We start from the raw sequence: 25,434 nt of genomic DNA, 5'->3' as shown, positions 1-25,434 counted from the left end.
ATCAGAACAGTGCTCCACCCGGTCTAGACTGTGCCGCATGGCATCGCCTCCCCAGCGACGGCGCGCGGCGCGGCACCAGCAGGCCTTGGCCGACGACACCAACGCGACCCGTCGAGGGCCGTCGGCGGGGCGCAAGAAGCCCATCACCGTCGACGCCATCATCGAGACCGCGTTCGGCATCGTCGAGCGCGAGGGATATGACGCCCTGACGATGCGACGAGTGGCCGGCGCCCTCGAGACGGGCCCCGCGTCGCTCTACGCCCACGTCGTCAACAAGAAGGACCTGGACGACCTCCTCATCGGACGGCTCTGCGCCGAGATCGAGCTCCCCGAACCGGACCCGCGCACCTGGCGTGAGCAGGTCATCGGCGTCTGCACCCAGATCCGCGATCAGTACCTGCGCTACCCCGGCATCTCCCTGGCGGCGCTCGCCGTGGTCCCGACCAACCTGGAGACCCTGCGCGTGAGCGAGGGCCTGCTCGGCATCGTGCTGGCGGGGGGCGTCGACCCGCGGACGGCCGCTTGGGCGATCGACGCCCTGTTCCTCTACGTCAACGCCTTCTGCCTCGAGACCTCCCTGGCCGACCGGCATGCCGACCATGACGGGCGGGCCGTCGGCCGCGACGACCTGCTGCGCCGATTCGCCGCGCTGCCCGGTGCCTTCCCCCACACCAGGCGCCACGCGGCCGAGCTGACCTCCGGCACCGCCCAGGACCGATTCGCGTTCACGCTCAACCTGATCATGGACGGTCTCGCGATCACATGACGCGTCGCTTGATCACCGTCGCGAGGTGGTCGAGCTCGTCGCCGCGATGAGTGCGGTGCTGCCGCGTCCAGGTCTCGTCGTGGAGGGGATCGAGCGTCATCACCACGTTCGTACGGTCACCGGCGGGCCGGAGGTCGATCGTCGTCAGGTGCTCATACGTCTCGTGGTCGGGCACAAAGTCGATCAGGGACAGGTAGGCGAGGCGAGTCGGCGGTGCGACCTCGGTGAACGTCTTACGCACCTCGGTCGAGAGCGGATTGCCGGTGTTCCGCATGAACGCGATCTGTTCCGGCGCCGTCGCGGTCATGGCGTAGCGCAGCCGGCCGCCGGGCCTGAGGTCGAGTTCGGTCACCCGGATTTCGAAGCCGTCGGGAGCGCACCACTCCTCAAGGCCGGCGGCGGTGGTCAGCAGCTCCCAGACGAGCTCGGCCGGAGCGTCGTACGCGCGTTCGAGCCGTGCCGCGTTCGGGCCGGGCTTGGGGTCGGTGGTCATCGAGCCTCCTCATTCGCTGAGCTTCCGTGGAATCAGAGATCGTCCGTCTCTGGGCAGGCCGGGGTCCGGCGTGGGCTTGTTCAGTCCCATCGGCTGATCTCACCGGCGGGGTAGGCACCGAACGCGTCGCTCTCGGCACCGGTCTTGAGGCTGGTGAGATAGGCGCCCCAGTTGGTGCTGCAGCCGCTCATGAACTCGCTGGCCTCTCGCCAGCCGGCGTGGGTGAACAGAAGCGTCGTGCCGGCATCGCCGCTGGGCCGGAGGGTGAAGGTGATCCTCGTGCCGATCCAGGTGCCGGGTCCGTCGGTGACCCGCCACACCACGTGGTCCGGGGTGTCGGTGAGCACCTGCATGACGGCGGCGGGCCGCTCGGCGTCGCCGAAGTGGACGCCGAAGCCGGAGCCGACGGTGTGTTCGCCGGTGAGCGGCCGCCCGCTCCACCAGCGGGCGATGCCGTCGGTGCTCGCGATGAGGTCGTGTACCCGCTTCGGCGGGGCGTCGATGCTGATGCGGTGCAGAATGTCCGGCATTGTGGGTCCCTTCGGTCAGCCTCTCGGGCGGGTCTGCAGCAGTGACGAACGGCCGGGCGCCGGACGGACAACACGCCGGAAAAAATTCGGTCGGCGCTCGCTGTCCGTCCACGGCGACGCTGTTCGTCTGATATTCGACGCGGCATCGACCCGTGACTGGAGGACTCATGCAGTACGCGTTGCTCGCCTACACACCGGCGGAGGAAACGGACCGGGCGACACGCCCGATTCCGGGTGCTCTCGCCACCCGGCTCGACCGGCCGGATGTCACCGGCTGGGCCCGCCTGCACGCCGACGAGTCGGCGACGACCGTGCGCAACGACGAAGGGCGGATGCTGCTGACCGACGGACCGTTCATCGACAGCAAGGAGTACCTCGCCGGGCTGATCCTGATCGAGGCCGAGAACCTCGACGAGGCCCTCGCCATCGCCGGGGAAATGCTCCAGGAGACCAGACCCGGCACCGCGATCGAGGTGCGGCCCGTCCTCGGCGGACACTTCCGTGGCGCTTGACGCCGTCTTCCGCGACCAGTGGGGCCGCGTGCTGGCCACCTTGACCGGGATCCTCGGCGACATCGAACTCGCCGAGGACGCGGCCGCCGAGGCGTTCACCATCGCCGCCGAGCGCTGGCCGCGCGACGGGGAACCGGCCAACCCCACCGGGTGGCTCGTCACGACCGCCCGCAACCGTGCGATCGACCACCTGCGCCGCCGGCAGGTGCTGGCCGACAAGGCCAAGCTGCTCAGCCGCGACCTGGAGACCGGGCCACCGCCGCCGGAGGCACTCATGGACGACGCCGCCACCATCCCGGACGAACGGCTGGAACTGATCTTCACCTGCTGCCACCCGGCGCTCGCCCCCGAGGCGCAGGTGTCGCTCACGCTGCGCACGCTCGGCGGCCTGTCCACCGACGAGATCGCGCTGGCGTTCCTCGTCCCGTTCGAGACCATGAGCAAGCGACTGACCAGGGCCAAACACAAGATCCGCGATGCCGGCATCCCGTTCGCCGTGCCGCCGGATCACCAACTGCCCGACCGGCTGGCGGCCGTCCTCGCCGTGGTCTATCTGATCTTCAACCAGGGCTGGGGCGACGGCCGCGTCGACCTCGCCGCGGAGGCGATCCACCTCGGCGGGGCGCTCGCCGAGCTGATGCCGGACGAGGCCGAAGTCCTCGCGCTGCTGGCCCTGATGCTGCTGCACGACGCGCGCAAGGCGGCCCGCCTGCGGGACGGGCGGATCATCCCCCTGGACGACCAGGACCGTACGCTGTGGGACACGCGGCAGCTGCACCAGGGGCGGGCGCTGCTGCGGCGGGCCGTGGCACGAGGACGCGGCGGGCCCTACCTGATCCAGGCGGCCATCGCCGACCTGCACCTGCAGGAGCCACGCGACTGGCCGCAGATCGCCGCGCTGTACGGGGCACTCGCGCGACAGACCCGCTCCCCGATCGTCGAGATGAACCGGGCCATCGCGATCGCCGAGGTCGACGGGCCGGAAGCCGGTCTGGTCATCCTCGACCGCCTCGACCTCGACCACTACCGATACTTCCACTCCACCCGCGCCGAGCTCCTGCGTCGCGCCGGCCGCGACGCCGAGGCCCACCACGCCTACCGCCGCGCGCTCGACCTCGCGCGGACCGAACCCGAACAGCGCTTCCTCGCCGACCGGTTGGCCGAGACCAGAGAGCCCGGCTGAGCCGACCTCTCTCGAACGGCTCCGATACCCAGAACACCACGGGAACGCAGCGCGATGGACCGGCCCGCGCCGGGTCAGCGGCCGGAGATGAGGTCGGCCAGGCGGGCGTACGCCGACGTGTCGGGCCGGCCTCGGTTCTCCCGGCGGTCGGCGGCGCGGTACAGGGCGTAGATGAGCTGCACGCCCATCCACCGCAGCGGTTCCGGTTCCCACGGGCGGACCCGGCGGCCGACCCAGGGCAGCGTGGTCAGCTCCGTGTCCTCGCGCAGGATCAGGTCGCGCAGCGTGCGGCCGGCCAGGTTGGTCGTCGCCACGCCCGTGCCCACGTAGCCGCCGGCCCAGCCCACGCCGGTCTCGTGGTCGACGTGCGCGGTCGAGCACCAGTCGCGCGGTACGCCCAGCACGCCGCACCAGGCGTGCTCGATCGGCGTGCCGGCCGCCGCCGGGAACAGGGAGGCGAGCATCCGTGCGAGGGCGGTGACCGTCTTCGGCTGGGTCGCGCCCCGCCGATCCCAGCCCGACCCGAACCGGTACGGCACGCCGCGGCCGCCGAGGGCGATCCGGCCGTCCGCGGTGCGCTGGGCGTAGATGTAGGCGTGGGCGTGGTCGCCGAGCAGCTCGCAGCCCTCCCAGCCGATGCGCTCCCACGCGTCATCGGCGAGCGGTGCGGTGACGATCATCGAGCTGTTCATCGGCAGCCACTGCCGCCGCTGGCCCGCCAGACCGGCGGTGAACCCCTCCGTCGCGCGGATCACGTACTCCGCGCTCACCGGTCCCCTCGCGGTCACCGCCTGTGCCGGGCGGCCTCCCGACCGCGGGCGGATCTCACCGACCGTCGTTCCCTCGAAGATGTCCACGCCGAGGCCGGCCACGACGCGCGCCAGGCCCTGGACGAGCCGGGCCGGCTGCACCCGCGCGCAGTGCGGGCTGTACGTCGCGTCGAGCGCCCCGGCGACGCGCAGCCGCTCCTCCCGCTCACCGGGCGAGAGCAGGCGCAGGTCGGCCTCGGTGAAACCCCGGTCACGCGCGGAGGCGAGTCCGGCGTGCATCCGGCGCCGCTGGGCCGGGTTGGTCGCGACGTCGAGCACCCCGGACCTGACGATGTCGGCCTCGATGCCCTCCGCCGCGGCGACCCGGATGACCTCGTCGACCGCGCCGAACATCGCCCGCTGCTGCGCGACGACCGCCTCTTCGCCGCGGTCGCGGGCGTACCGCGCGGCGGAGCCGGCCAGCTCGGCGGTCAGCCAGCCTCCGTTCCGCCCGGAGGCGCCGAACCCGGCGAACTCCCGCTCCAGCACGGCGATCCGCAGGGAGGGCCGCGCGCGCTTGAGGTAGTAGGCGGTCCACAGCCCGGTGAACCCACCGCCGACCACGCACACGTCGTACTCGCGTGCGCCCGGCAGCGGGGCGCGGGCGGACGGCAGTCCGGCCTGGCGATACCAGAAGGAGACCTCGCCGTTGACGAAGCCGGAGCTCACGCGCGGATCAGCCACGAAGCACCCTCCAAGCACCAAGCCGTAACGAACCATACAGCTCAGCCCGAAAAGTCGCCCGAACTCGGAGGCACCGAACGGACACAGCGTGCGTCTGACGACATAGCTGTATACGACCGTAGATAGTCCGTTTCTAGGTTCTTCGAAGTGTTGCTAGTACGTTTTGCGTTCTGTCAAGGTATCGGTGCACACGTACCAGGTGGAGTGGGACGGCTCCCCGGGCGCCGTACCGGCCGTCCGCCGGTCGAAGGCCCGTGGCCGGGACCGCGGGGAAACCGGCGTCGACAGGCCAGGACGTGCGCGACGAATCACAATCAGGAACAGGGGAGACCGTGCGTAATCGCCGGACCGCGATGCTCCGCGTCATGCTCGCCCTCACGGTGGTGAGCGGGTGCGGGGGTTCGGGGCATTCGAGTAAGCCATCATCGACGCCGGCCGATGGGCCGTCCGTGCAGTACACCCCGCTGAACCTCGGCCTGCCCAAGGAGGCGCTGAACGCGCCCGTCACCGGGAAGGTCCCCAGCGACAAGACGCTGCACATCGGCGTCACGCTCAAGATCAGCGATGCGACGTGGAAGCAGCTCGGCCACGGCAAGAGCACCACCGACGGCGCCAAGGGCCTCGCCGCCAAGCTGGGCGTCAGCGACGAAGAGCTGAAGAAGCTCAACCAGTACTTCGCGAGCGCACACATCCAGGCCAAGCCCAGCAAGACGCGCACGAGCCTGACGTTCGACGCCAAGGCGGGCGTGGCGGGTCAGCTCCTGAAGACCTCGTTCGTGACGCACAAGCTCAAGGGCCGCAGCTTCTTCACGCCCGACCCGGCGCACCCGCCGATGGTGCCGACGCAGGTCGCGGGCTACATCCTGTCCGTCACCGGCCTGGACAGCTACAGCGAACCGCCGCACACCCACGCCCTGCGGTCGACGCCGCTGGCGGCGCCCACGAGGGCCGGGCAGTGCCCGCAGTTCCCGCAGCGGATCGCCTCGAACCAGAAGGTCGCCGCCGCGTACGGCTATGACAAGCTCTGGCAGCAGGGCTGGCACGGCGAGAACATGACCATCAACCTCGTGGAGATGGACGGGTACGACCCGGCCGACATCCAGAAGTACGTCGCCTGCACCGGCTCCCACGTCTCGGTGCAGAACGTCAATCTCGGCGCCTCCGCTCCCACGCCCGGCGGCGAGGCGACGCTGGACATCGAGATGCTCGCCGGTCTGGCGCCGAACGTCCGCATCGTCGACTACCAGGAGGACCCGGCGCTGCTGAGCACCGGCTCGGGGACCGACTCCTGGACGGCCTTCAACAACGCCCTGCAGCGCATCATCGACGACAACTCCGACAACCCCCGGCCGGGCAGCGCCGTCAGCATCAGCCTGGGCGGCTCGGAAGGCTACATGTCGCAGGCCACCATGCAGGCGGTGGACCAGAACCTGCGCATCCTGACCCAGGCCGAGCACATGACCGTCTACGTCGCCACCGGTGACTGCGGCGCGTACGGCGACCGGGTGTACGGGCCGCTCGACGTGTCCTTCCCGTCGACCTCCGCCTGGGCGGTCGCGGTCGGCGGCACCCACATGCAGTTCGCCCCGAACGGCGCCCGCACGCTGGAGGAGGTCTGGTCGGACCGCTCGAACCTGTCCAAGTGCGAGAACCAGTGGGGCAGCGGCGGCGGCGTCAGCAAGGTCTTCCCCAAGCCGTGGTACCAGAACGCGCCGGGCGTGCAGAACCAGTACAGCACCGGCTACCGGCAGGTGCCGGACGTGGCGGCGGCGGCGATCGACCTGCCGGTGGTCTACCGCGGACAGTGGGTCGGATTCGGTGGCACGAGCGCGGCGACGCCGATCTGGGCGGCCGGGATGACGCTGGTGAACCAGGGCCTGATGACCCGCAAGCGCATCTACTGGTACGGGCCTGACACCTACTACCACGTGGTCGGGCAGGGCGGCACCAGCACCCCGTACTTCGACGTGACGACGGGCAACAACCTCTACTACCCCGCGACCGCCGGCTACGACCTGTCGACGGGCCTGGGCACCCCGAACGCTCCGAACCTGTTCAACATCCTGCTCAACTCGGCCTGAGCCTGAGGCCCTGCGCGGGTTCCGGGCAGGGTCCGCGGGCCGAGATCCGCTCCCGGTGCGCGGCCGTCACCGTACGGCCTCGCACCGGCCCCCGCGGCGGGTGCGGTCACAGGTCCGGGTCGGTGTCCTTGGCGCTGGCCACCGGCCGCAGCGGCTTGCGCAGCGGCACGATCATCATGCTGAAGTCGGCCGAGGCGATGAGCCGCTCCTCCACGTCGGTCACCCGGCACTCGACGACGATGAGCTGCCGCCCCGCCTTGAGGAGGTCGGCCCGCGCGTACACCGCGTCGCCGTGCGGCCGGCCCAGGTAGCGCACGTGCAGGTCGGCGGTGACCAGGCTCTGCCGGCCCGGTTCGAACCCGCTCCCCCGCGCCGCGGCCGTGCCCGCCGCCACGTCGATCAGGGTCGCGATCGCGCCGCCGTGCAGGTTACCGGTGCTGTTGAACGCCTCCGGACGCACCGGCATGGACAGGACGGCGTAGTCGTCGCCCATCTCCACGATCTCCAGCCCGAGCAGGTCGTGCAGCGGTGTGTCCCGGCGGAGCGCGGAACGCACGAACTCCCGGTCGGACTCGGGCAGGTCGACGATCCGGACCGTGCCGGAAGGCATCTCCGGCTGCTTGACCCGTGTGATCTCCGGCCGTCCGGCAGCCGGGTCGCCGAGGGGCGGCTCATCGTTGATGTGCCGGTTCGGCGTGTGCTGGTCCGCCATGTGCTGGTCCGTCATAGGACTCCTTCGACTCGCGCCGACGTCTTCACGCCCACGACGTGCGTACCCCGCTCATCGGGCACGGCCCCAGGATCGCAGCTTCCTGGACACCGTGGCCGGTCCGAACGCGGCCACGCGCCGGTATCGGCCGGTGCGCGGCACACGTCTCTCACGTGCGAAAACGCCGGTGACGCCACTCGATCGCCAGTCGATCGGCCGAAATGGCGGCGTCCACGCCGACACGCCGCGCAATGTAATTAATTTGCAACCTCGACTTCGGCGAAACAGCCAAAACCTACCCCGATTTCGTTGCAGAGTGCCTGGATCTGATACTTCTACGGGGCAGCATCAGACATACGGATACATACAGGGCGAAGGGGATCCGCCATGAGACATGCGCGCGACGAGGTGACGGCGGCGGTCGAGGCCGCCACCCGTATTCTTTCGATCAGCGGACGTTCGGAGCCTCCCGAACACGACAATCCGGACGTGATCTGGGGGGAGCTGGCGAGCGACGGCGTCTGGGCACCGACGCGCGACGGACAGCGCGTTCACATCGGCGTCGCGGGGGCCGGCGCCGAAGACCGCCTGGCCAGCGTGGTCAGGCCCAGCCTGCGGGTGTTCGCGGGCGTCGACGCCGAGACCGACGTCATCGGCCAGACCACGGCGGCCGGAGTGCGGTTCGCCACCGTGTTGCACGGCCCGGGCGCCCCGGAGGAGTTCCGGTTCCCGATCCGGCTCGGCGAGGGACTCTCGCTGGACGTCACCCCCTCGGGCGGGTACGACGTGGTGCACGAACGCTACGGAGCGACGGTCGGCCGGTTCTACGCTCCCTGGGGCTATGACTCGCTGTACCGCACGATCCCCGCGGAGTACCGCCTGGAGGGGACGACGATCGTGATGACGGTGCGGCACCGCGACGCCGACGCCCTCTACCCGGTGCTCGCGGACCCCCACTACGCGCGATGAGCCGGGTCCGCACCGAAGGCCCGCCCCGCCGCGGACGGGCACTTGGCGACAGGCTCCGCGGAGCGCGCCGCGTACGGTGACGGTAGTGGCAGGATTGACGGCGACGCCGGCGTCGGGCCGACTCGAACGGGAGTCCCAGTGCTTTTCAGTCATGACACCGAGCACGCGCTCGGCAACGTGGTCGAGCTGGTCAACACGGGACCGGCGGCGACCGGGGACGAGCACCTGTCCGACCTCGTGGCGCTCCAGGCGCTGGTCGAGCGCTGCGAGGTGAGCGACGTCCGCGACCTCGACGAGGACGATCTGGAGGCCGTCCGGCGCCTGCGCGACCGGTTCAACGACGTCTTCCGCGCACCCGACGACACCGGCCTGACCGTACGCCGGATCAACGCGATCATCGCCGAGGCGCGGACGATGCCGCACCTGACCGACCACGACGACTACGACTGGCACGTGCACTTCTCCGCTCCCGGAACGCAGCTGGCCGAGCGCCTCGCCGCCGAGTGCGGCATCGCCCTCGCCTACGTCGTGGCCGCCGGGGAGCTCGACCGGCTGCGCGTCTGCGAGGCCCCGGACTGCGACCGCGTGCTGGTCGACCTGTCGCGCAACCGCTGCCGCCGCTACTGCGACAGCCGCACATGCGGCAACCGCATGCACGTGGCGGCCTACCGGGCCCGCCAGCGGGAGGCGGCGGCCGGCTGAGCGACCGCCGCGCCCGTACGGCGGCGCTCCGATAACCGGCGGCCTCCCCAAGCACGGCGCGGGACCTTCCGCGGGCGCCGCGAGACGTAGACGAGACCGTCGCGCACCAGCACGTCGTAGACGGGCACGCCGTGGCGGGGCGGGCCGCTGCGCACCGCGCCGCCGTCCAGGGCGAACCGTCCGCCGTGCAGCGGGCACTCCAGGCAGTCGTCGACGATCGTGCCCTTGACCAGGAGCGCGCCGGCGTGCGGGCAGCGCAGCCCGAGGGCGTACAGGCCTCCGCGGGTCCGGCACAGCACGGCGGGCAACCCGTCGATCCGGCGGATCTCACCGTCGGCCAGATCGCCGTCCGCGCACACCCGGACCAGCCCCGCGTCGTCGCGGCGGCGCCGTCTCCAGACCTCCCCGACCCGCAGCATGATGCGGCGATCCTCTCGCACATCGACGGCCCGATCCAGCAGGCCGGCCCCGCGCGTGAGCGAGATCTCGAACGCGATTCGGTCTTCGGACCCCGCTTCGGTCGCCGCACCCCCGGCCGGACGGATAACCTCTTTTCTCACGTAACGGGCATAGACCCGTGAGCTGGGAGGTTCCGCTGACCACGCGAGCGCTCATCACCGGGATCACCGGGCAGGACGGCTCCTACCTCGCCGAGCATCTGCTCGAGCAGGGGTACGAGGTCTGGGGCCTGGTCCGGGGGCAGGCCAACCCACACGTCTCCAGGCTGCGCAAGCACATCGGTGAGGTGCGGTTGGTCCACGGCGACCTGCTGGACCAGGGCAGCCTCATCTCCGCCGTGGAGAAGGTACGGCCCGACGAGGTCTACAACCTCGGCGCGATCTCCTTCGTGCCCATGTCGTGGCAGCAGGCGGAGATCACCGCCGAGGTCACCGGAATGGGCGTGCTGCGCATGCTCGAGGCGATCCGCGTCGTCAGCGGCATCAGCGGCTCGCGCGACCCCGGCGGCGGCCAGATCCGCTTCTACCAGGCGTCCTCGTCGGAGATGTTCGGCCAGGTGCGCGAGACGCCGCAGAACGAGCGCACGCCCTTCCACCCGCGCAGCCCGTACGGCGTCGCCAAGACCTACGGGCACTTCATCACGCAGAACTACCGCGAGTCGTACGGCATGTTCGCGGTCAGCGGCATCCTGTTCAACCACGAGTCGCCGCGGCGGGGCGCGGAGTTCGTGACCCGCAAGATCTCCCTCGGGGTGGCCCGGATCAAGCTCGGCCTGGCGGACAAGCTCACGCTGGGGAACCTGGAGGCACGGCGCGACTGGGGCTACGCCGGCGACTATGTGCGGGCGATGCGGCTCATGCTGGCCGGTGAGACGCCGGAGGACTATGTCATCGGCACCGGCCGCACCCAGTCCGTGCGCGAACTGGTCGAGCTGGCCTTCGCGACGGCCGGGCTCGACTGGCGCGACCACGTGGTCACCGACGCCGCGCTGACCCGGCCCGCCGAGGTCGACCTGCTGTGCGGCGACCCGAAGAAGGCGCGTGACCAGCTCGGCTGGGAGCCGGACGTGTCGTTCGAGGAACTCGTCACGATGATGGTCGAGTCGGACCTGGCCCTGCTGTCCCGCTCCGACCGGCCCGCGGACGAGCCCCTCAGCTTCGACCACTGGTGAGAGGCGCCGCCTCCGCGTGCGACGATGGCCAGGTGCCCTCCGACGTTTTCCCCGGGCGGGCGGACGCGCCCGCCGCCCACCTCCGGCTCTCCGAGGCGTCCGGCCGCTGGGTCCTCACCGCCACGGTGCTCGGCTCCAGCCTGGCGATGCTCGACGCCACCATCGTCAACGTCGCGCTGCCCCGGATCGGGCGGGAGTTCGGCGCCTCGCTGGCCGGCCTGCAGTGGACCGTCAACGCCTACACGCTCACGCTCGCGGGGCTGATCCTGCTCGGCGGCTCGCTCGGCGACCGGTTCGGCCGCCGGCGCGTCTTCATGATCGGCGTGGTCTGGTTCGCCCTCGCGTCCGCGCTGTGCGGCATCGCGCCGGACATCGGCGTGCTCGTCGCGGCGCGCGCCCTGCAGGGCATCGGCGGTGCCCTGCTGACACCGGGCGCGCTCGCCATCATCCAGGCGTCCTTCAGCCCCGCGGACCGATCGCGGGCGATCGGTGCCTGGTCGGGCCTCGGCGGCGTCGCGGGCGCGATCGGGCCGTTCCTCGGCGGCTGGCTCATCGCGGCGGCGGGCTGGCGCTGGGCGTTCCTGCTCAACCTCCCGCTCGCCGCCCTCGTCGTGGTCGTGGCGGCGCGGCACGTGCCGGAGACCCGTGACGAGTCCGAGTACCAGGGGTTCGACGTGCTCGGCGCGGTGCTCGCGGCCACCGCGCTCGCCGGCGTGACCTACGCCCTCACCGAGGCGCCCTCGGGCCCGGCCGCCGTCGTGGCGGCCGCGGCCGTGCTGGGGGTCGCCGCCGGCGTGGCCTTCGTGCTGGTCGAACGGCGGCGGTCGGCCGGCCACGGCCCGAGCCCCATGCTGCCGCTCGGCGTCTTCGGGTCCCGGCAGTTCACCGCCGTCAACGTCGTGACCTTCATCGTGTACGGCGGCATGGGCGTGCAGTTCTTCCTGCTCGTGGTCGACCTGCAGGTCGTGGCGGGCTACTCCCCCATCGTCGCGGGCACCGCACTGCTTCCGGTGACGATCCTGATGCTCCTGCTGTCCGCCCGCGCGGGCGCGCTGGCCCAGCGGTTCGGGCCGCGTTACCTGATGACCGGCGGGCTGATCGTCGCCGCCGCGGGCATGACGCTGACGCTGCGCATCGGCCCGCACGCCTCGTACGCCGCCGACGTGCTGCCGGCCACGGTGGTGTTCGGCCTCGGCCTGTCGGGCGTGGTCGCGCCGCTGACCGCGACGGTGCTCGCGACGGCCGACATGCGGCACGCGGGCGTGGCCAGCGGGGTGAACAACGCCGTGGCCCGCGCCGCCGGCCTGCTCGCGGTGGCGGGCATCCCGCCCGCGGTCGGCCTCCGGGGCGCCGCGTACAACGACCCGGCGGCGTTCGGCCACGGCTTCCACACGGCGATGACGATCTCGGCCGCACTGCTGCTCGTCGGTGCGGTGCTGACCTTCCTCATCGTCCACGACGACGTGCTCCGCCCCGACCAGGCGACGGCCTGCCCGGAGTGCGAGTACCACTGCCCGGTCGGCGCGCCGCCCCTCGAACCCGGCACGATCTCGGACGCCTGACGGCCGTCGCGCTCACCGGGTCGGCTCTCTCCGGCGGGCCGTCACCGGCCGGATGACCACCAGCTCCAGCGCGGTGACCGCGATGAGGGCCGCCAGGCCGCTCACCGCCGGGACGGCGACCAGGGCGATGAGGCAACGGACGAGCGGGTCCGCGACGTAGCCCGCGTCGTAGGGCATGGTCATGATCGGGAGCAACGGGACGGCCAGGGCGATCAGCGCCCGTCGCCCGGCGGCGTCGCGCGCCGGCCAGGCGGCGGTGAGGAGCGCCACGCTCGCCAGGCCCAGGAGCCCGACACCCCACGTGACGCCCAGCGCGTGCCGCACCATCGCCGTCTCGAAGAACACCCCCACGGCCAGGAGGACGGCGATGCCGACGAGGGCCCGGCGGCCGAGCAGCCGCCGTCCCCGGGCGGCGCCGGGCCCGGCGAGGAGCGCGCCGGCCGTGATGAGGCCGAGCATGAGCGGCGCGGCCGCCCCCGCTCCCACGTAGTCGTCGTTCGCCGCGAGCACGGCGACGTTCACGGCGACGGCGGCGAGCACGGCGGCCGAGGTCACCCGCGTGGCGCCGCACAGCGCGACGACGGCCACGATCCCCCATGCGAGGTGGGACGGCGCCGAGTGGTAGATGATCCACCAGCTCGAGCCGCGCGCGGCGGCGTCGGCCGCGTCCGGCAGCGACAGGATCGCCCGTACGGCGTACCTGGCGGTGCCGGCGAGCAGGAGGAGCGGGGCGATGACGCCGAGCAACGCGGCCGCCTCCCGCCAGCCTCCGCGGGCGAGCGCGCCCGGGGCCCGCCGGATCCGGATCCCGAGCCCGCCCCGTACCAGGTCGACCACGTCGCGTACGGCCGGACGGGTCTGGTTCGGACCGGCCGCCGCGAGGAGCACGCCCAGCATCTCGTCCTCGTGCGCCCGGCGGTGCTCCGCGGGATACCAGCGGAGCCACCTGCGGTAACGGTCTTCAAGAGCACGCATAGGCGCGGACCTTTCGTGGAGTGGACGACGGCCGGGCACGACCGGCCCGGGCAAGGGGCGGTGGGGTCGAGGAGCAGGTGCGATCGGGCAGGGATCGGCCGGCGCGTCACACGGCGGGCGAGGCCCCCTGCGCGCCGCCCAGCCAGGCGGGGCCCAGGCGCGCGGCAGCGGCCTCGGCCCGCCTTCGTAGCCGCTCGACCTCCGCCGCGAGGGCGGCGGCGCCGTCGTCGGTCAGGCGGTAGTAACGGCGCAACCGGCCGTCGACGACCTCCTCCCGGTCGGCGGCGACGAGGCCGTCGGCCTGCAGACGATCCAGCGCGGCGTACAAAGTGCCGGCGCGGAGCCGCACGCGTCCGTCGGAGATCAGCTCCGCGTCGCACATGATCCCGTAGCCGTGCTGAGGCCGGGCGGCCAGAGCCGTGAGGATCAAGAACGTGGGCTCTTGCATCTGCCTGCTCATGTTGATCTTTATATACCGATGATCGATACATCGCAACGGCGGCTGCGTGCATCGCCTTCTCGTGGGTACCCCCGGAGCCATGACCGATTTGCAGCCACTTACGCAGTATGTTGTTGATTCCGCCCACCAGGAGGTGGCGGACAAGGCGCGCCGGAGCCTGCCCGCGTTGAGAATGGGCGCGGTCGCCGGGACCCTCGGCGTCCTCGCCGCCGCCGCGTCGTACCGCCTGAGCGTCCTCCTGCTGGAGAAGGTGATGCCGTCGGAGGCCGCCGCACTGACGGCGACCCTCGCGTACGGCGGCGGCGCCGGATGCGCCGCCGTGGCGACCCTCCGCCGCCTGCGGGAGACGCCGGCGCCCCTGCCGGTCGAGACCGCTCAGCGGTTCGCCAACGCGATCGCGGACCGGCAGTCGCCCTCGGAAGTCGAATAGCGACCGGCCGTCGGGTGCCGGCTCGGCCGTAGGGTCGCCCCCGGGCCCGCCGCCCCACACCGGTGAAACACATCCGGCCGAAAGGCCCGCAAGCGTTCCTCGTACGGCCGGCCAATGGCATGGGCATTCGGTGAGCGCCCGACTACGCGGGCCCCGTCGCGGGAGAAACACGGCGTTGTTCACCAACGCTCAGAGACCATCCATGAACACCCTGTGAACAGCCACAACCGTCAGATTGTGGCATTTAGCCGACGGTGACCATATGAATCCCTCTATTCCGTTTAGCGCGGTTTATCTGGGTACGGGAGGTCCACACGTAAAAGAGACACACCAAGGGAGTGGATGCCATGACTGGGCCGATAGCCCAGCAGACCTCCGGCGGTACGCCCACGAGAGCGGGGGGCGGTTCCAGCAGCCTGGCCGACGTGGTGGACCTGATCCTGGAAAAGGGTCTGGTGATCGACCTGTACGCCCGGGTCTCGCTGGTGGGGATCGAGATCCTCACGGTCGACGTCCGGATCGTCGTCGCGAGCGTGGACACCTACCTGCGGTTCGCCGCGGCCTGCAACCGGCTCGACATCGCCCACGACGGGACCTCGCAGGGCCTGCCGCAGTTCGTCGGCGGCATGCAGGAGTCGGGCGCGAAGAAGAAGACCCGCGGCGCGCTGGAAGGAGCGCGTGAACGGCTCGAAGAGACCTTCGCCCCCTCGGATGACGAGGACGACGAGAAGAAGAAGCAGCCGGCACGGCGTCGCTCATCCAAGAAGAACGAGGAGGACGACGAGTGACCACCCCGCAGACATCCGCGGCGACCCAGTACGTCTACGGCATCATCCGTGCCGACGCCTCGGTACCCGACGACCTGACCGGCCTGGACGGCCAGCCCGTCTCGGTGGTCGCGCACGGTCCGTGCGCGGCCCTCGTCAGCGAGCTGGCGCAGCAGCGCCCCCTGGGCGAGCGCGCCGACCTGCTCGCGCACCAGCGCGTGCTGGACGTGTTCGTCTCGGCCGGCGTCGACATCCTGCCCTCCCGGTTCGGCGCGGCCCTGGGTAGCCGGGACGCCGTGGAGAAGGAGCTGCTGGCCGAGAACGGCGAGCGCCTGTCTCAGGTCCTGGACCGGCTGACAGGACGCCAGGAGGTCCGCGTCAAGGGCACCTACGTCCAGGAGGCCATCCTGCGCGAGGTCGTGGCCGAGGAGCCGGAGGTGGCCGAGCTCAACGAGCGGGTGCGCAACGTGCCCGAGGACGCCTCGGACGCCGTCTACTACGACCGCGTCCGGCTCGGCGAACTGGTCGCGCAGAGCGTCAAGCGGCGCCGCGACGAGGAGGGCGCCCGGCTGCTGGAGAGCCTCGCCCCCGCCGCCGCGGCCGTCGCCGCCCACGCGCCCGTGCGCGAGGAGGACGTCATCGACGCGTCGTTCCTGGTGGATCGCGCGAAGCTGGCGGACTTCCAGCGGACCGTGGACGCGCTCGCCGGCGAACACCAGGGCCGGGTGACCCTGCGCCTGGTCGGGCCGCTACCGCCCTACAGCTTCGTCCCGGAGGAGTGAATGGGACTGTTCACCGGCCTGGTGACGCTTCCCCTCGCACCCGCGCGGGGGGTGATCTGGCTCGCCGGGGTGCTCAAGGAACAGGCCGAGGAGCAGCTGTACGACCCCGGCCGGATCGCCGCGGAGATGCAGCAGGTCGCCGACGACGTCGCCAGTGGAGCGATCACCGAAGAGGAGGCGGCCGAGCGGGAGGAGGAGCTCATCCACCGCCTGCACGAAGGCCACCGACTCGGTTATCAGAGAGGCTAGCGATGCTCAGCGCGTCCGACGCCGCCGAAGTGGCGGTGCACCACGTCACCGAGATGACCGGACGGTCCGCCGAAGGGGTCGTCGGGGTCGAGCGCTCCGACGACGGGTGGAAGGTGACCGTCGAGGTCGTCGAGACCCAGCGGATCCCCGACTCCGCCGACATCCTCGCCACCTATGACGTCGAGGTCGACGCCGACGGCGAACTGGTGTCCTATCGGCGCGTCGGACGCTACCTGCGCGGGCAAGTCGAGCGGAAGTGAAAGAGGCTGAGCACATTGTCCGAGATGTCATGGACGGGATCACGGTCGGTCGCTCGTCCGATGGCGGGAGAGCAGCCGAACGCCAATCTCGCCGACCTTCTCGAGCGCATCCTCGACAAGGGAATCGTGATCGTCGGGGACATCCGGGTGAATCTCCTCGACATCGAGCTGCTGACCATCAAGCTGCGGCTGCTGGTCGCCTCGGTCGACCGCGCCAAGGAGATGGGCATCGACTGGTGGGAACACGATCCGTCGCTGTCCTCCCGCGCCTCACGCGAGGAGGTGAGCGACGGCCAGGGCTCCTCCCGCGAGGCGCTGGAGGAGGAGAACCGGCGGCTGCGTGAACGCCTGGCCGCGATCGAGGAACACGCCGGCGACGGCGCGGACGGCGCCACCGGAGACGGAAAGAGGACGACGCCCAAGCGGCCGGCGAGCACAAGGAAGCGCGAGAACAGTGACTGACTCTTCCGACACCGCCGTCTACCTGTACGGCGTCACCCGAGGACTGGATCCCGCGGTGCTGGGCGACTCCCCCGGCGTGGCGGGCGCTCCGGTGCGCGGCGTCGTCACCGGCGACCTCACCGCGCTGGTCAGCACCGTACGGCTGGACGAGTACGGCGAGGAGGCCCTGCGCGCCAACCTGGAGGATCTGGCCTGGATCGAGGCGACCGCACGCGCACACCACGCCGTGGTCGACCGTGCCGCCCGCGTGGCGCCGACCGCGCCCGTACGGATCGCGACCGTCTACCACGACGACGAGCGCGTGTCGCAGGTCCTCCGCGAGGGGCGCGAGCGGTTCGGCACGGCGCTGGACCGGATCACGGGCCGCTCGGAGTGGGGGGTCAAGGCCTACGCCTACCCGGAGGACGACCGGCCCGCCGAGGAGGCGGTGCCGACCGCCACGGGCGGCGGTTCGGGGCAGGCCGGTGCCGGCACCGCGTACCTGCGGCGGCGCCAGGAGCAGCGGCGCCGCCGGACCGAGGCGGGGCGCCGGCTCAGCGAGCGCGCCCAGGCCATCGACGCCGAACTCCGGGTCCACGCGGTGGCGGTCAGGAGACATCCGCCGCAGGATCCGAAGCTGTCCGGCCACGCGGGCACGCCGATCCTCAACGTGGCCTACCTGCTGGACGACGCACGGGTGCCGGAGTTCCAGGCGCTGGTGCGCGACATCGACGAGCGGTCGCCCGGGATCGGCGTCGAGATGACGGGCCCCTGGCCGCCGTACTCCTTCATCGAGACGGACGGGGCGTGAGCGATGACGGTCCCCCTCGACGTCGGCCCGGCCGGCAACGGAACTGAGCGCGTCGCGCTCGTCGACCTGCTCGACCGGCTGCTGGCCGGCGGGGCCGTCCTCACCGGCGACCTGGTGATCTCCATCGCCGAGGTCGACCTGGTCCAGATCTCGCTCCGCGCGCTGATCATGGCCGTACGCGACGAAACGGAGGAGGACGAGGCGTGAACCGCTTCGAGGACCGCGCACCGGTGACCGGGAACGTCACGACGACGGACCTGACGACCGACGACCCCGTCACCGACGCCCTCCTGCACGGCCGTACGGAGCCGTCGGCGCCACCGGACCGGGCCGGCTCCGGCACGTCCCGTACGATGCGGCGGCTGCAGACCGACCCCGACACCGTCGAGCGTGACCTGGTGAAGCTCGTCCTCACTCTGGTGGAGCTGATCCGGCAGCTCATGGAGCGCCAGGCGATACGCCGCGTCGAGGGCGGCGGGCTCTCCGAGGACCAGGTCGAGCAGCTCGGCCTCGCGCTGATGCGCCTCGACGAGGCGATGGGCCGGCTGAAGGACCACTTCGACCTGGACGACCACGACCTCAACCTCGACCTCGGCCCGCTCGGACCGCTGCTGCCCGAGAGCTGAACACCCACCAGACCGCCCGCCGCCCGTGGCGGCGGGCGTTCCACGTGGCGCGGCCCCGTCACGTACGGCCGGGCCCGTCGGCGGGCTCACGCACGACGGGCTTCGTGCGGGTGACGAAGTTCGGGCGGGACCCGGCGCGGCGCCGGATCCCGCCCGTGTCGCGGTCACCTTCTTCTGCGGAATCGCCGGAAGAGCCAGCCACCGAGGATCAGCGCGATGACCGGCAGGGCGCGCACCCCGACGAATCCCGCGATCGCGCGCAGCACCTGCACGAGCCGGGCGAACGCCAGAGTGTGCAGGACCTTGCGCAGGCCCGGCAGCTTGAGCGCGTTCCTCACCGAGCCCTGTAGCGCCTTCTTCGGTGAGGGCACCTCACGCTTGCGCATCGCCCCCTTGATTCGCTCCGGCGAAGCCGTCTTCGTCACCTTGCCCACCGGCGTCGATTTCTCAGCCATATGCCGTCTCCTTATTCGGGGGTTTCACCTCTTCCCCCGTCATACCCGAGGGGCGAGAACCATTCATGGGTAGCGCTCCATATGCACCGCGACCAACGTTTTGTGGCCGGAAAAACACCGGGAGTGACACTCGGCCCCGCGTTCTGACCGGTGGATTGTTTCCCACCTGAGCGGGTACCCCCCGACCGGCGGTTCCCCGGCTGCGGAGCCGGTGTCGCGGGAGGAAGGACACTGAAATGACGACTCGGTCAGCCTCCGAGAAACGCATGAAGAATCCCACTGAACACATCGATCTCACTGGTTTGAAGGAGCTGAAGGGCACCGTGAAGACTGCGGCGAAAACCGTGAAGGCGGCCACCAGTGCGGCGAACCTGGGAAAGGCGGCCCCGAAGGCCGCGATAAGCGCGGCCAAATCATTGGGATCCGGTGACTCGTCCGCGAAGCAGGCCGTTTCCGGCGGGCTCGGCGCGCTGAAGAAGGCCGGAGCGAAGGTCCTCGGCAAGAAGGGCGGGCGAGCGAGCGAGAGCCCGTCCAAGATCACCAACATCGTCGAGGAGGTCGACGTCGGGGCGCCGCGCCGTCTCGTCTACGACCAGTGGACCCGGTTCCAGGACTTCCCGGGCTTCACGAAGAAGGTGGAGGGCACCGAGCAGGTCGCGGACGAGAAGCTGCGGTGGAAGGCCAAGATCTTCTGGTCGTCCCGCGCGTGGGAGTCCACCATCGTCGAGCAGGTGCCGGATGAGCGGGTCGTCTGGCGGTCGACGGGCGCCAAGGGGTACGTGGACGGCGCCGTGACCTTCCACGAGCTGACGCCGGACCTGACCCGCGTGCTGCTGGTCCTCGAATACCACCCGAAGGGTCTGGTCGAGAAGACCGGCAACCTGTGGAGAGCCCAGGGCCGCCGGGTCCGGCTCGAACTCAAGCACTTCCAGCGGCACGTGATGGCCCACGCGGTGCTGGCCAAGGAGGACGACGTCGAGGGCTGGCGTGGCGAGATCCGCGACAGCGAGGTCGTCAAGAGCCACGAGACCGCGGTGGCCGACGAGAAGAAGCAGCGCAACACCACCGGCAAGTCCGGCGGCACGACACGTTCCAGGAAGACCTCCGGCGCCGGCCGGTCGTCGAGCCGCTCCTCCAGCGGCTCCTCCGGCGCGTCCGGTAAGGGCTCGTCCGGCGCGAAGCGCTCCTCCTCCCGCAAGAGCTCGTCCTCCGGTGCGCGCAAGTCCTCCGACAGGCAGCACGAATAGCCCGGCACCCAGGCGAGCCGCACAACCCCGAGCCCGGCGGAGACGCCTTCGCGACGGGTCGGCTCAGCCTCGGCTCTTGGCGAAGGCGAGGAACTCGCGTGCGACCGGAGGCAGCGGACGGCGTGTGTGGACCAGGCCGATGGTCGTGGTGATCGGGGGCATGAAGGAGCGGACGGCGAGGCCCTCGACGGTCTCGATCTGGTTCCGGTACCACATCAGCGACCCGACCCCGGCGCGCACCCAGGTGAGCCACGCCCCCCGCTCGTTCGACTCCACCGCCGGGATCGGCGTGACGCCGATGCGGGACAGCACGCCGTCGAGCTCGGTCCGCCGGGCGCTGCCCCGGGCGGGCATGACCAGGCGCAGGCCTTCGAGCGCCGACTGCGGGACCGGCTCGCGCAGGTTGAGCCCGGGCGGGGAGATCAGGACGATCTCCCGCTGTTCGAGCGGGTGCGCCGCCAGGTCGCCGGGGACCGGCAGGTCGGTCAGGGCGAGGTCGGCGCGTCCGTCGCGTACGGCGGCGCCCGCCGACTCACGGCCGTCGCAGCGGACCACCCGGATCCTCGCGGCGGGCTGCTCGCGGGCGAACTCCGGCAGCAGTCGCGCCGTGAGCTCGGGCTCCAGGGTGGAGGTCGAGGCCACCCGCAGTTCCCCGGGCCGTGCGCCGGCGGGCGCGGCGGAGAACGCCTCGATCGCGTCGACCGCCCTCAGGGCGTCGCGGGCGTACCGGACGATCTGCTCTCCGGAGTCGGTGAGCGCCACTCCGCGACCGGCGCGGGCGAACAGCTCGACGCCCAGCTCACGCTCAAGCTCCCTGATCGCCCGCGACAGCGCCGGCTGTGCGACGAACAGGGCCTGGGCCGCCGCGGTCATCGTGCCGTGGTCGGCGGTCGCCACGACATAGCGCAGCTGCCGCAGATTCATGGATCTGAACGTAGGGCAAGGCGCCGCGCTCAGTCCTGGACATAGCCGGAATGGCCCGGACATTCACGGGGCGCGGTACCGCGCCCCGGAACGGACGAAAGCGGCTTTTTGGGACCGATCAGTCGAGGTCGGCGCCGTACGTCTGCTTCACGACGTCGAGGTGGTGCCACGACTCGCCGACCCAGACGCCCGGCACCGCGCGAACCGCTTCGAGCGTGCTCAGCAGCACGTCGCGGGAGGTGGCGTCGATCCCACAGACGAGGTCGTACCGGCCGAAGCCGGTGACCACGTAGTTGATCCCGGACAGCCGGGCGATGCGACCGGCCGCCGTGTCGACGTCACTGGAGACGCGGACACCCACTCCGGCGAGCTCGCCGGAGCCGAGGGCCCGCGAGTCGACGATCCCGCTCACATGGATCACTCCGGTGCGCATGAGCCGTACGGCACGCGCGCGGGTGGCCGCCTGAGACAGGCCGACCACCTCGGCCAGCCGCGTGTACGGGGTGCGGCCGTCGCGCGTCAGTTCGCGCAGCAGCCGCCAGTCGATCTCGTCCAGCGACACGTCGGGCAGTTCGGTGACGACGGAGTGCGCGTCCTTCACCACGGAGATGACACGGAAGACCTCCACTCCGCGCACACCGGGCAGCGAGCGTACGGCGTCGACCTCCTGGGCGAGCGTGACGTCGTCACGCACGCGTACCTCGGCGACGACGGCGTGCGCCCCGGTGGCCAGGGCGGCGAACCAGGCCGCCGGCTTTCTGGCAACCGCGTCGACCACATGGCGTGCCGGACCGTCGACGTCGATGAAGATATGGCCGATGGCGCCGGTTCCGATCACGGACGCGTGCACGATGCCCACCACGCGCACGATCCCCGAATCCAGAAGATGCTGTACGCGCGTGCGCACGGCCGTTCGCGACAGCCCCACACGGTCGGCCAGCGCCTGGAAGGTCGCCCTTCCATCCCGCTGCAGCTCGCGTACGAGCACAGCGTCGACCGCATCCAGCACGGGGGTCCTCCTCAGGGCCTGTATGTTCCTGCATTGGCTTGCATGATCATTTCACTACTGACGTCTTCGTCGCGAAAACGGAGCGTTGTTCGTGTACGTCCGCCAAAGGACCACCGATCTGTCGGTGAGGCGCGGCGTCGGTGCCGAAAGCGGCGCGTTTCGTCGGCCGCCGACGTGGCAACGTCCGGGCATCATCGGCTAGAGCTCGCGTCCCAATTCGACGAGGATTCCGTGAGCCTCGTCCCGCGCGGCCGTGGCCGCCTCCGCGTCGCCCTTCGCCGCGTGGGTGTCGGCGAGGCAGCGGAGGGTCTCGGCCACGTCGAGCGACTCGTGGAGGTCGCGGAAGATCCGCAGGGACTCCCCCAGCTGCGCGGCCGCGGCGTCCGGGTCGCCGTCGGCCAGAAGCATCTCTCCGGTGAGCCGCAGCACGTGTCCCTCACACGTGCGCCAGCCGACGTCACGGAAGGTCGTCATGACCAGATCCAGCACCGGCCGTGCCTCGTCGTGGCGCTTCTGCCGGACCAGGCACTCCCCCATCCGCATCCGCACCACCGCCTCGCTCAGCCGGTCACCGATCGCGTGGAACGTCGGCAGCGCCTGCTCCAGCAGCCGCAGCGCCTCGCCGTACCGGCCGAGCTCCAGCTCGACGCCCGCGATGCGGCGCAGCGCGTGTGCCTCGCCCATGCCGTTGCCCGCGCTCCGGTAGAGCCGCAGCATCTCCTCGAACCGCGCCCGCGCCGGCTCGGCCCGCCCCTGGTCGAGGTCGCACAGGCCGAGCCCCTCCACGGCGTACGCCTCGGCGCGCCGGTCGCCCAGCTCGCCGAACAGCCGCAGCGCGTCGGCCCACAGCGGGCGGGACGCCTCCGGGTCGCCGATGATGCGGACCGTGCCGGCCACGCCGCACAGCGCGCCGGCCCGGCCGTAGCGCTCGCCGATGCGCTCACAGAGCGCCGCCGCGCGCTCGAAGTGATCGCGCGCCTCACCGAACTCGCTCTGGACGTACAGCATCGCGCCGAGGTTGATCTCCGACGCCGCCTCGCCGCGCAGGTCGTCCGACTCGCGCGCCGCCGCCAGCGCGTGGTCGCAGCAGCGGCGCCACTCGACCAGGTCGCCGCAGAACTCGAAGAACGGGAGGCTCGCGCTGGCGAGCTCCCAGCACGGGCCGGGCATGCCGGCGGCGTGCGCCTGCTCGACCATCGCGGTGATCGCGGACCGCTCGCTCTCGAACCACGCGAGCGGGTCGCGCAGCAGCACATCGGTGGTCTCCGGATCGAGCGGCGTGCGGGGCGCGTCGCCGGACAGCGGTGCGTAGTAGCAGTTGGGCAGCCGGCGTTCGGCCTCGCCGACCAGTGCCAGCCAGGCCCCGGCCGCGCGGCCCAGCGCGGCGCGGCGTTCGGCCGGGGTCTCCTCGACGACGGCGCGCTCGCGGGCGTACACCCGCAGCAGGTCGTGGAAGCGGTAGCGCGGCTGGTCGGTCTCGTCGCGGCCGGCCACCTCCAGCAGCCGGGCGTCCACCAGCTCCTCGACCAGGTCCTCGCCCTCCGGCATCGGCACGTCGACCAGCGCGGCGGCCGTCCAGGCGGCGAAGTCGGCCACCTCCAGCACGCCGAGCAGCCGGAACGCCCGCTGGGCCGCCGCGGACAGGCCCCGGTGGCCCAGCGCGAGGCTGCCGCGCACCTCCAGGTCGGCGTGGACCAGCTCGTCGAGCCGCCGGTGCTCGTCGGCGAGCCTCCGCGCGAGCCGGTCGAGGGTCCAGTGCGGCTTGGCGGCCAGTCGCGCCGCCGCGATCCGCAGGGCCAGCGGCAGCCGGTCGCACAGCGCGGCCACGCGGTCGGCGGCCTCCGGCTCCGCGGCGACCCGCTCGGGGCCGGCCACGCGGGTGAGGAGTTCGGCCGCCTGGATCGGGTCGAAGGCGTCCAGCTCGATGCGCGTCGCGCCGGCCAGCCCGGTCAGGCGCCGCCGCGAGGTGACGAGGACCGCGCACAGCGGGCTGCCCGGCAGCAGCGGGCGCACCTGCCGCTCGTCGGCGGCGTTGTCCAGGACGATGAGGGCTCGCCGCCCGTCGAGGCGTGCGCGGTAGAGGTCGGCGCGCTCGTCCGGATCGGCGGGGATGGCCGCGCCGTCGACGCCGAGCGCCCGCAGCAGGCGGCCGAGGACGTCGCCGGGGTCGGCCGGCGTGGCCTCGCTGCCGTGCAGCCCGACGTAGAGACGCCCGTCGGGGAACTCCTGCCGCAGCCGGTGCGCGACGTGCACGGCGAGCGTGGTCTTACCGACGCCGCCGCGCCCGCTGATCGCGATGATCGGCACCGCGGCGTACGGCTCGGGGCGCCAGGTCAGCGCGGCGGCGATCTCGGCGACCTGCTTCGCGCGGCCGGTGAAGTCGGCGATGTCGGGCGGCAGCGGCGACGGCCTGCCGGACGGCACCGGCTCGGGCGCCGGCCCGGCCGGGCTCGTGTCGTCGGCGAGGATCGCCTGCTGGATGCGGCGCAGGTCGGGCCCCGGCTCCAGGCCCAGCTCGGCGACCAGCGTCTCGCGTGCGTCCTGGTAGGCGTCGAGCGCCTCCGAGCGGCGTCCCGCGCGGTGGAGCGCGCGCATCAGCTGGCCGCGGAAGCGCTCGCGCAGCGGGTGGGCCGCGACGAGGGACACGACCTCCGGGATGAGGTCGCCGGCCCGGCCGACGGCCAGGTCGGCGTCGATGCGCTCCTCGATGGCGGTCAGCCGCCGCTCCTCCAGGCGCGCCGCCTCGGCCGCGAGACCCGCCAGGCCGCCGAGGGCGGGGCCTCGCCACAGCGCGAGGGCGGCCCGCAGCTCGTCCGCGGCACGCGCGGGTTCCATGCCCCGGGCGTGATCGATGTGGCGCTCGAACTCCAGGAGGTCGACCTGGTCCGTACGCAGGACGTACCCCGGCGGAACGGTCACGATGACCTCGCGGACCGGCTCACCGTCGGGGTCGGCGAGCCGCCACGCCCGCCGTAGCGCGGAGACGCACGCCTGGATCTGCGCCGTCGCGGTCGTGGGCGCCCGCTCCCCCCAGACGGCCTCGATCAGGCGGTCCACGCTGCGCACGCGCCCAGGGTCCAGCGCGAGCGCGGCCAGCACGGCACGCGCGCGGGGACCGAGCGGAACGGAGACGGCACCGTCCCACAGCTCCACCGGACCCAAGAGCCTGACCTGCATGCCTGCCTCTCAGCGAGGGGGTTCCGACCGGCACGCACGGCACCGGAGGATGCGCCGTGCGAGGGCGCCGGCAAGCTCCTAAGCTCAGTTCAGAGGTAAGTGTCGCATGAAGAAATCACTTATGGTCAATGTGGATGGCGGGAAAGATTCCATTTCGTCGTTTCGGCGGCCCGTCACGGCGCTGACTTGAC

The 25,434-nt window shown here is 71.7% G+C and carries 29 protein-coding genes; 18 read left to right on the top strand and 11 right to left on the bottom strand.

The features are described from left to right. The first annotated feature begins 37 nt into the window (after positions 1–37). Positions 38–766 carry a TetR/AcrR family transcriptional regulator gene (locus OG417_RS23355; protein WP_329259861.1) on the top strand — a complete coding sequence of 243 codons (729 nt, stop codon included), beginning with the start codon at positions 38–40 and terminating at the stop codon, positions 764–766. Here OG417_RS23355 and OG417_RS23350 read toward each other — a convergent pair. Continuing rightward, on the bottom strand, positions 759–1,259 hold the full coding sequence (locus OG417_RS23350) for an SRPBCC family protein (protein ID WP_329259858.1): 501 nt from the start codon (positions 1,257–1,259) through the stop codon (positions 759–761). The two genes, OG417_RS23355 and OG417_RS23350, sit on opposite strands and share 8 nt — an antisense overlap. 80 nt (positions 1,260–1,339) lie before the next feature. Next, entirely contained in the window at positions 1,340–1,789 is a 450-nt protein-coding gene (locus OG417_RS23345) for an SRPBCC family protein (protein ID WP_329259855.1), read from the bottom strand. Between the two features lie 167 nt (positions 1,790–1,956). Between OG417_RS23345 and OG417_RS23340 the strand changes: the two genes are divergently transcribed. Beyond that, the gene (locus OG417_RS23340; RefSeq protein WP_329259852.1) at positions 1,957–2,301 is read left to right on the top strand and encodes a YciI family protein; all 345 of its coding nucleotides are present in this window, start codon (positions 1,957–1,959) and stop codon (positions 2,299–2,301) included. Next, positions 2,291–3,484: an RNA polymerase sigma factor gene (locus tag OG417_RS23335; RefSeq protein WP_329259850.1), complete on the top strand. Its 1,194-nt coding sequence runs from the start codon at positions 2,291–2,293 to the stop codon at positions 3,482–3,484. The genes OG417_RS23340 and OG417_RS23335 overlap by 11 nt, the downstream gene beginning before the upstream one ends. Before the next feature lie 74 nt (positions 3,485–3,558). Here the strand turns inward: OG417_RS23335 and OG417_RS23330 are convergent, their stop codons facing one another. Continuing rightward, entirely contained in the window at positions 3,559–4,977 is a 1,419-nt protein-coding gene (locus tag OG417_RS23330) for an NAD(P)/FAD-dependent oxidoreductase (protein ID WP_442875717.1), read from the bottom strand. Positions 4,978–5,309: 332 nt separating this feature from the next. Here OG417_RS23330 and OG417_RS23325 point away from each other — a divergent pair, with 332 nt between their 5' ends. Continuing rightward, positions 5,310–7,058, top strand: a complete 1,749-nt coding sequence (locus OG417_RS23325) for a S53 family peptidase (RefSeq protein WP_329259844.1) — start codon at positions 5,310–5,312, stop codon at positions 7,056–7,058. Between the two features lie 106 nt (positions 7,059–7,164). On the opposite strand, the gene OG417_RS23320 is transcribed toward OG417_RS23325, so the two are convergent. Then, a complete protein-coding gene (locus tag OG417_RS23320; protein ID WP_329259841.1) occupies positions 7,165–7,785 on the bottom strand; it encodes a PaaI family thioesterase in 621 nt (206 codons plus the stop codon). A 369-nt stretch (positions 7,786–8,154) separates the two neighbouring features. Between OG417_RS23320 and OG417_RS23315 the strand changes: the two genes are divergently transcribed. Continuing rightward, a complete protein-coding gene (locus tag OG417_RS23315; protein WP_329259838.1) occupies positions 8,155–8,736 on the top strand; it encodes a hypothetical protein in 582 nt (193 codons plus the stop codon). A 138-nt stretch (positions 8,737–8,874) separates the two neighbouring features. Then, positions 8,875–9,438, top strand: a complete 564-nt coding sequence (locus OG417_RS23310) for a CGNR zinc finger domain-containing protein (RefSeq protein ID WP_329259835.1) — start codon at positions 8,875–8,877, stop codon at positions 9,436–9,438. Here OG417_RS23310 and OG417_RS23305 read toward each other — a convergent pair. Further along, positions 9,402–9,857, bottom strand: coding sequence for a Rieske (2Fe-2S) protein (locus tag OG417_RS23305; RefSeq protein ID WP_329259832.1), 456 nt, complete (start codon positions 9,855–9,857; stop codon positions 9,402–9,404). The genes OG417_RS23310 and OG417_RS23305 overlap by 37 nt on opposite strands. Before the next feature lie 176 nt (positions 9,858–10,033). On the opposite strand from OG417_RS23305, the gene OG417_RS23300 reads away from it, so the two are divergent. Together OG417_RS23300 and OG417_RS23295 are read left to right on the top strand one after the other, a co-directional pair. Next, positions 10,034–11,068, top strand: coding sequence for a GDP-mannose 4,6-dehydratase (locus OG417_RS23300; RefSeq protein WP_329262484.1), 1,035 nt, complete (start codon positions 10,034–10,036; stop codon positions 11,066–11,068). 32 nt (positions 11,069–11,100) lie between these two features. Continuing rightward, a complete protein-coding gene (locus OG417_RS23295) occupies positions 11,101–12,630 on the top strand; it encodes an MFS transporter (RefSeq protein WP_329259830.1) in 1,530 nt (509 codons plus the stop codon). A gap of 12 nt (positions 12,631–12,642) precedes the next feature. Here OG417_RS23295 and OG417_RS23290 read toward each other — a convergent pair whose 3' ends face one another. Together OG417_RS23290 and OG417_RS23285 are read right to left on the bottom strand one after the other, a co-directional pair. After that, complete coding sequence (locus tag OG417_RS23290; RefSeq protein ID WP_329259827.1) at positions 12,643–13,605, bottom strand: hypothetical protein; 963 nt, start codon at positions 13,603–13,605, stop codon at positions 12,643–12,645. Positions 13,606–13,711: 106 nt separating this feature from the next. Next, a complete protein-coding gene (locus tag OG417_RS23285; protein WP_329259824.1) occupies positions 13,712–14,065 on the bottom strand; it encodes a PadR family transcriptional regulator in 354 nt (117 codons plus the stop codon). Between the two features lie 79 nt (positions 14,066–14,144). Here OG417_RS23285 and OG417_RS23280 point away from each other — a divergent pair, with 79 nt between their 5' ends. The 9 genes from OG417_RS23280 to OG417_RS23240 all read left to right on the top strand — a co-directional run bounded on the left by OG417_RS23280 (position 14,145) and on the right by OG417_RS23240 (position 18,431). Beyond that, a complete protein-coding gene (locus OG417_RS23280; RefSeq protein ID WP_329259821.1) occupies positions 14,145–14,495 on the top strand; it encodes a phage holin family protein in 351 nt (116 codons plus the stop codon). A gap of 347 nt (positions 14,496–14,842) precedes the next feature. Further along, positions 14,843–15,283 carry a gas vesicle protein GvpJ gene (gene gvpJ, locus OG417_RS23275; RefSeq protein ID WP_329259817.1) on the top strand — a complete coding sequence of 147 codons (441 nt, stop codon included), beginning with the start codon at positions 14,843–14,845 and terminating at the stop codon, positions 15,281–15,283. Further along, positions 15,280–16,044: a GvpL/GvpF family gas vesicle protein gene (locus OG417_RS23270; protein ID WP_329259814.1), complete on the top strand. Its 765-nt coding sequence runs from the start codon at positions 15,280–15,282 to the stop codon at positions 16,042–16,044. Before gvpJ ends, OG417_RS23270 begins: the two co-directional genes overlap by 4 nt. Continuing rightward, on the top strand, positions 16,045–16,293 hold the full coding sequence (locus OG417_RS23265) for a gas vesicle protein GvpG (protein ID WP_329259812.1): 249 nt from the start codon (positions 16,045–16,047) through the stop codon (positions 16,291–16,293). Positions 16,294–16,295: 2 nt separating this feature from the next. Further along, positions 16,296–16,553, top strand: a complete 258-nt coding sequence (locus OG417_RS23260; protein ID WP_329259809.1) for a gas vesicle protein GvpO — start codon at positions 16,296–16,298, stop codon at positions 16,551–16,553. A gap of 60 nt (positions 16,554–16,613) precedes the next feature. Beyond that, complete coding sequence (locus OG417_RS23255; protein WP_329259806.1) at positions 16,614–17,015, top strand: gas vesicle protein; 402 nt, start codon at positions 16,614–16,616, stop codon at positions 17,013–17,015. Next, positions 17,008–17,805, top strand: coding sequence for a GvpL/GvpF family gas vesicle protein (locus OG417_RS23250; RefSeq protein ID WP_329259804.1), 798 nt, complete (start codon positions 17,008–17,010; stop codon positions 17,803–17,805). Before OG417_RS23255 ends, OG417_RS23250 begins: the two co-directional genes overlap by 8 nt. A 3-nt stretch (positions 17,806–17,808) precedes the next feature. Continuing rightward, positions 17,809–18,012 (top strand): gas vesicle protein, encoded by a 204-nt coding sequence (locus OG417_RS23245; protein WP_329259801.1) that lies wholly within the window; start codon positions 17,809–17,811, stop codon positions 18,010–18,012. Continuing rightward, a complete protein-coding gene (locus OG417_RS23240; protein WP_329259798.1) occupies positions 18,009–18,431 on the top strand; it encodes a gas vesicle protein K in 423 nt (140 codons plus the stop codon). The genes OG417_RS23245 and OG417_RS23240 overlap by 4 nt, the downstream gene beginning before the upstream one ends. Before the next feature lie 164 nt (positions 18,432–18,595). On the opposite strand, the gene OG417_RS23235 is transcribed toward OG417_RS23240, so the two are convergent. Then, complete coding sequence (locus OG417_RS23235) at positions 18,596–18,886, bottom strand: hypothetical protein (protein ID WP_329259794.1); 291 nt, start codon at positions 18,884–18,886, stop codon at positions 18,596–18,598. Between the two features lie 323 nt (positions 18,887–19,209). On the opposite strand from OG417_RS23235, the gene OG417_RS23230 reads away from it, so the two are divergent. Continuing rightward, positions 19,210–20,133: an SRPBCC family protein gene (locus OG417_RS23230; protein WP_329259792.1), complete on the top strand. Its 924-nt coding sequence runs from the start codon at positions 19,210–19,212 to the stop codon at positions 20,131–20,133. Between the two features lie 63 nt (positions 20,134–20,196). On the opposite strand, the gene OG417_RS23225 is transcribed toward OG417_RS23230, so the two are convergent. From OG417_RS23225 to OG417_RS23215, 3 genes are all read right to left on the bottom strand, one after another. Further along, positions 20,197–21,057, bottom strand: coding sequence for a LysR family transcriptional regulator (locus tag OG417_RS23225; RefSeq protein WP_329259789.1), 861 nt, complete (start codon positions 21,055–21,057; stop codon positions 20,197–20,199). A gap of 118 nt (positions 21,058–21,175) precedes the next feature. Further along, positions 21,176–22,066, bottom strand: coding sequence for an Lrp/AsnC family transcriptional regulator (locus OG417_RS23220; protein WP_329259786.1), 891 nt, complete (start codon positions 22,064–22,066; stop codon positions 21,176–21,178). A 198-nt stretch (positions 22,067–22,264) separates the two neighbouring features. After that, positions 22,265–25,243: an AfsR/SARP family transcriptional regulator gene (locus tag OG417_RS23215; protein WP_329259783.1), complete on the bottom strand. Its 2,979-nt coding sequence runs from the start codon at positions 25,241–25,243 to the stop codon at positions 22,265–22,267. Between the last annotated feature and the right edge of the window lie 191 nt (positions 25,244–25,434).

Origin of the sequence: Actinoallomurus sp. NBC_01490 (genome assembly GCF_036227085.1) — a bacterium.
Lineage (GTDB): Bacteria > Actinomycetota > Actinomycetes > Streptosporangiales > Streptosporangiaceae > Actinoallomurus > Actinoallomurus oryzae.
Note: the sequence above shows the minus strand (reverse complement) of the source record. Positions and strands in the feature narration are given on the sequence as shown.

Coding starts and splice junctions, on each gene's coding strand:
- OG417_RS23355 (WP_329259861.1), top strand. CDS start 38: ATGGCATCGCCTCCCCAGCGACGGCGCGCGGCGCGGCACCAGCAGGCC.
- OG417_RS23350 (WP_329259858.1), bottom strand. CDS start 1,259: ATGACCACCGACCCCAAGCCCGGCCCGAACGCGGCACGGCTCGAACGC.
- OG417_RS23345 (WP_329259855.1), bottom strand. CDS start 1,789: ATGCCGGACATTCTGCACCGCATCAGCATCGACGCCCCGCCGAAGCGG.
- OG417_RS23340 (WP_329259852.1), top strand. CDS start 1,957: ATGCAGTACGCGTTGCTCGCCTACACACCGGCGGAGGAAACGGACCGG.
- OG417_RS23320 (WP_329259841.1), bottom strand. CDS start 7,785: ATGACGGACCAGCACATGGCGGACCAGCACACGCCGAACCGGCACATC.
- OG417_RS23315 (WP_329259838.1), top strand. CDS start 8,155: ATGAGACATGCGCGCGACGAGGTGACGGCGGCGGTCGAGGCCGCCACC.
- OG417_RS23305 (WP_329259832.1), bottom strand. CDS start 9,857: ATGCTGCGGGTCGGGGAGGTCTGGAGACGGCGCCGCCGCGACGACGCG.
- OG417_RS23290 (WP_329259827.1), bottom strand. CDS start 13,605: ATGCGTGCTCTTGAAGACCGTTACCGCAGGTGGCTCCGCTGGTATCCC.
- OG417_RS23285 (WP_329259824.1), bottom strand. CDS start 14,065: ATGAGCAGGCAGATGCAAGAGCCCACGTTCTTGATCCTCACGGCTCTG.
- OG417_RS23280 (WP_329259821.1), top strand. CDS start 14,145: ATGACCGATTTGCAGCCACTTACGCAGTATGTTGTTGATTCCGCCCAC.
- gvpJ (WP_329259817.1), top strand. CDS start 14,843: ATGACTGGGCCGATAGCCCAGCAGACCTCCGGCGGTACGCCCACGAGA.
- OG417_RS23265 (WP_329259812.1), top strand. CDS start 16,045: ATGGGACTGTTCACCGGCCTGGTGACGCTTCCCCTCGCACCCGCGCGG.
- OG417_RS23260 (WP_329259809.1), top strand. CDS start 16,296: ATGCTCAGCGCGTCCGACGCCGCCGAAGTGGCGGTGCACCACGTCACC.
- OG417_RS23255 (WP_329259806.1), top strand. CDS start 16,614: ATGGCGGGAGAGCAGCCGAACGCCAATCTCGCCGACCTTCTCGAGCGC.
- OG417_RS23245 (WP_329259801.1), top strand. CDS start 17,809: ATGACGGTCCCCCTCGACGTCGGCCCGGCCGGCAACGGAACTGAGCGC.
- OG417_RS23235 (WP_329259794.1), bottom strand. CDS start 18,886: ATGGCTGAGAAATCGACGCCGGTGGGCAAGGTGACGAAGACGGCTTCG.
- OG417_RS23225 (WP_329259789.1), bottom strand. CDS start 21,057: ATGAATCTGCGGCAGCTGCGCTATGTCGTGGCGACCGCCGACCACGGC.
- OG417_RS23215 (WP_329259783.1), bottom strand. CDS start 25,243: ATGCAGGTCAGGCTCTTGGGTCCGGTGGAGCTGTGGGACGGTGCCGTC.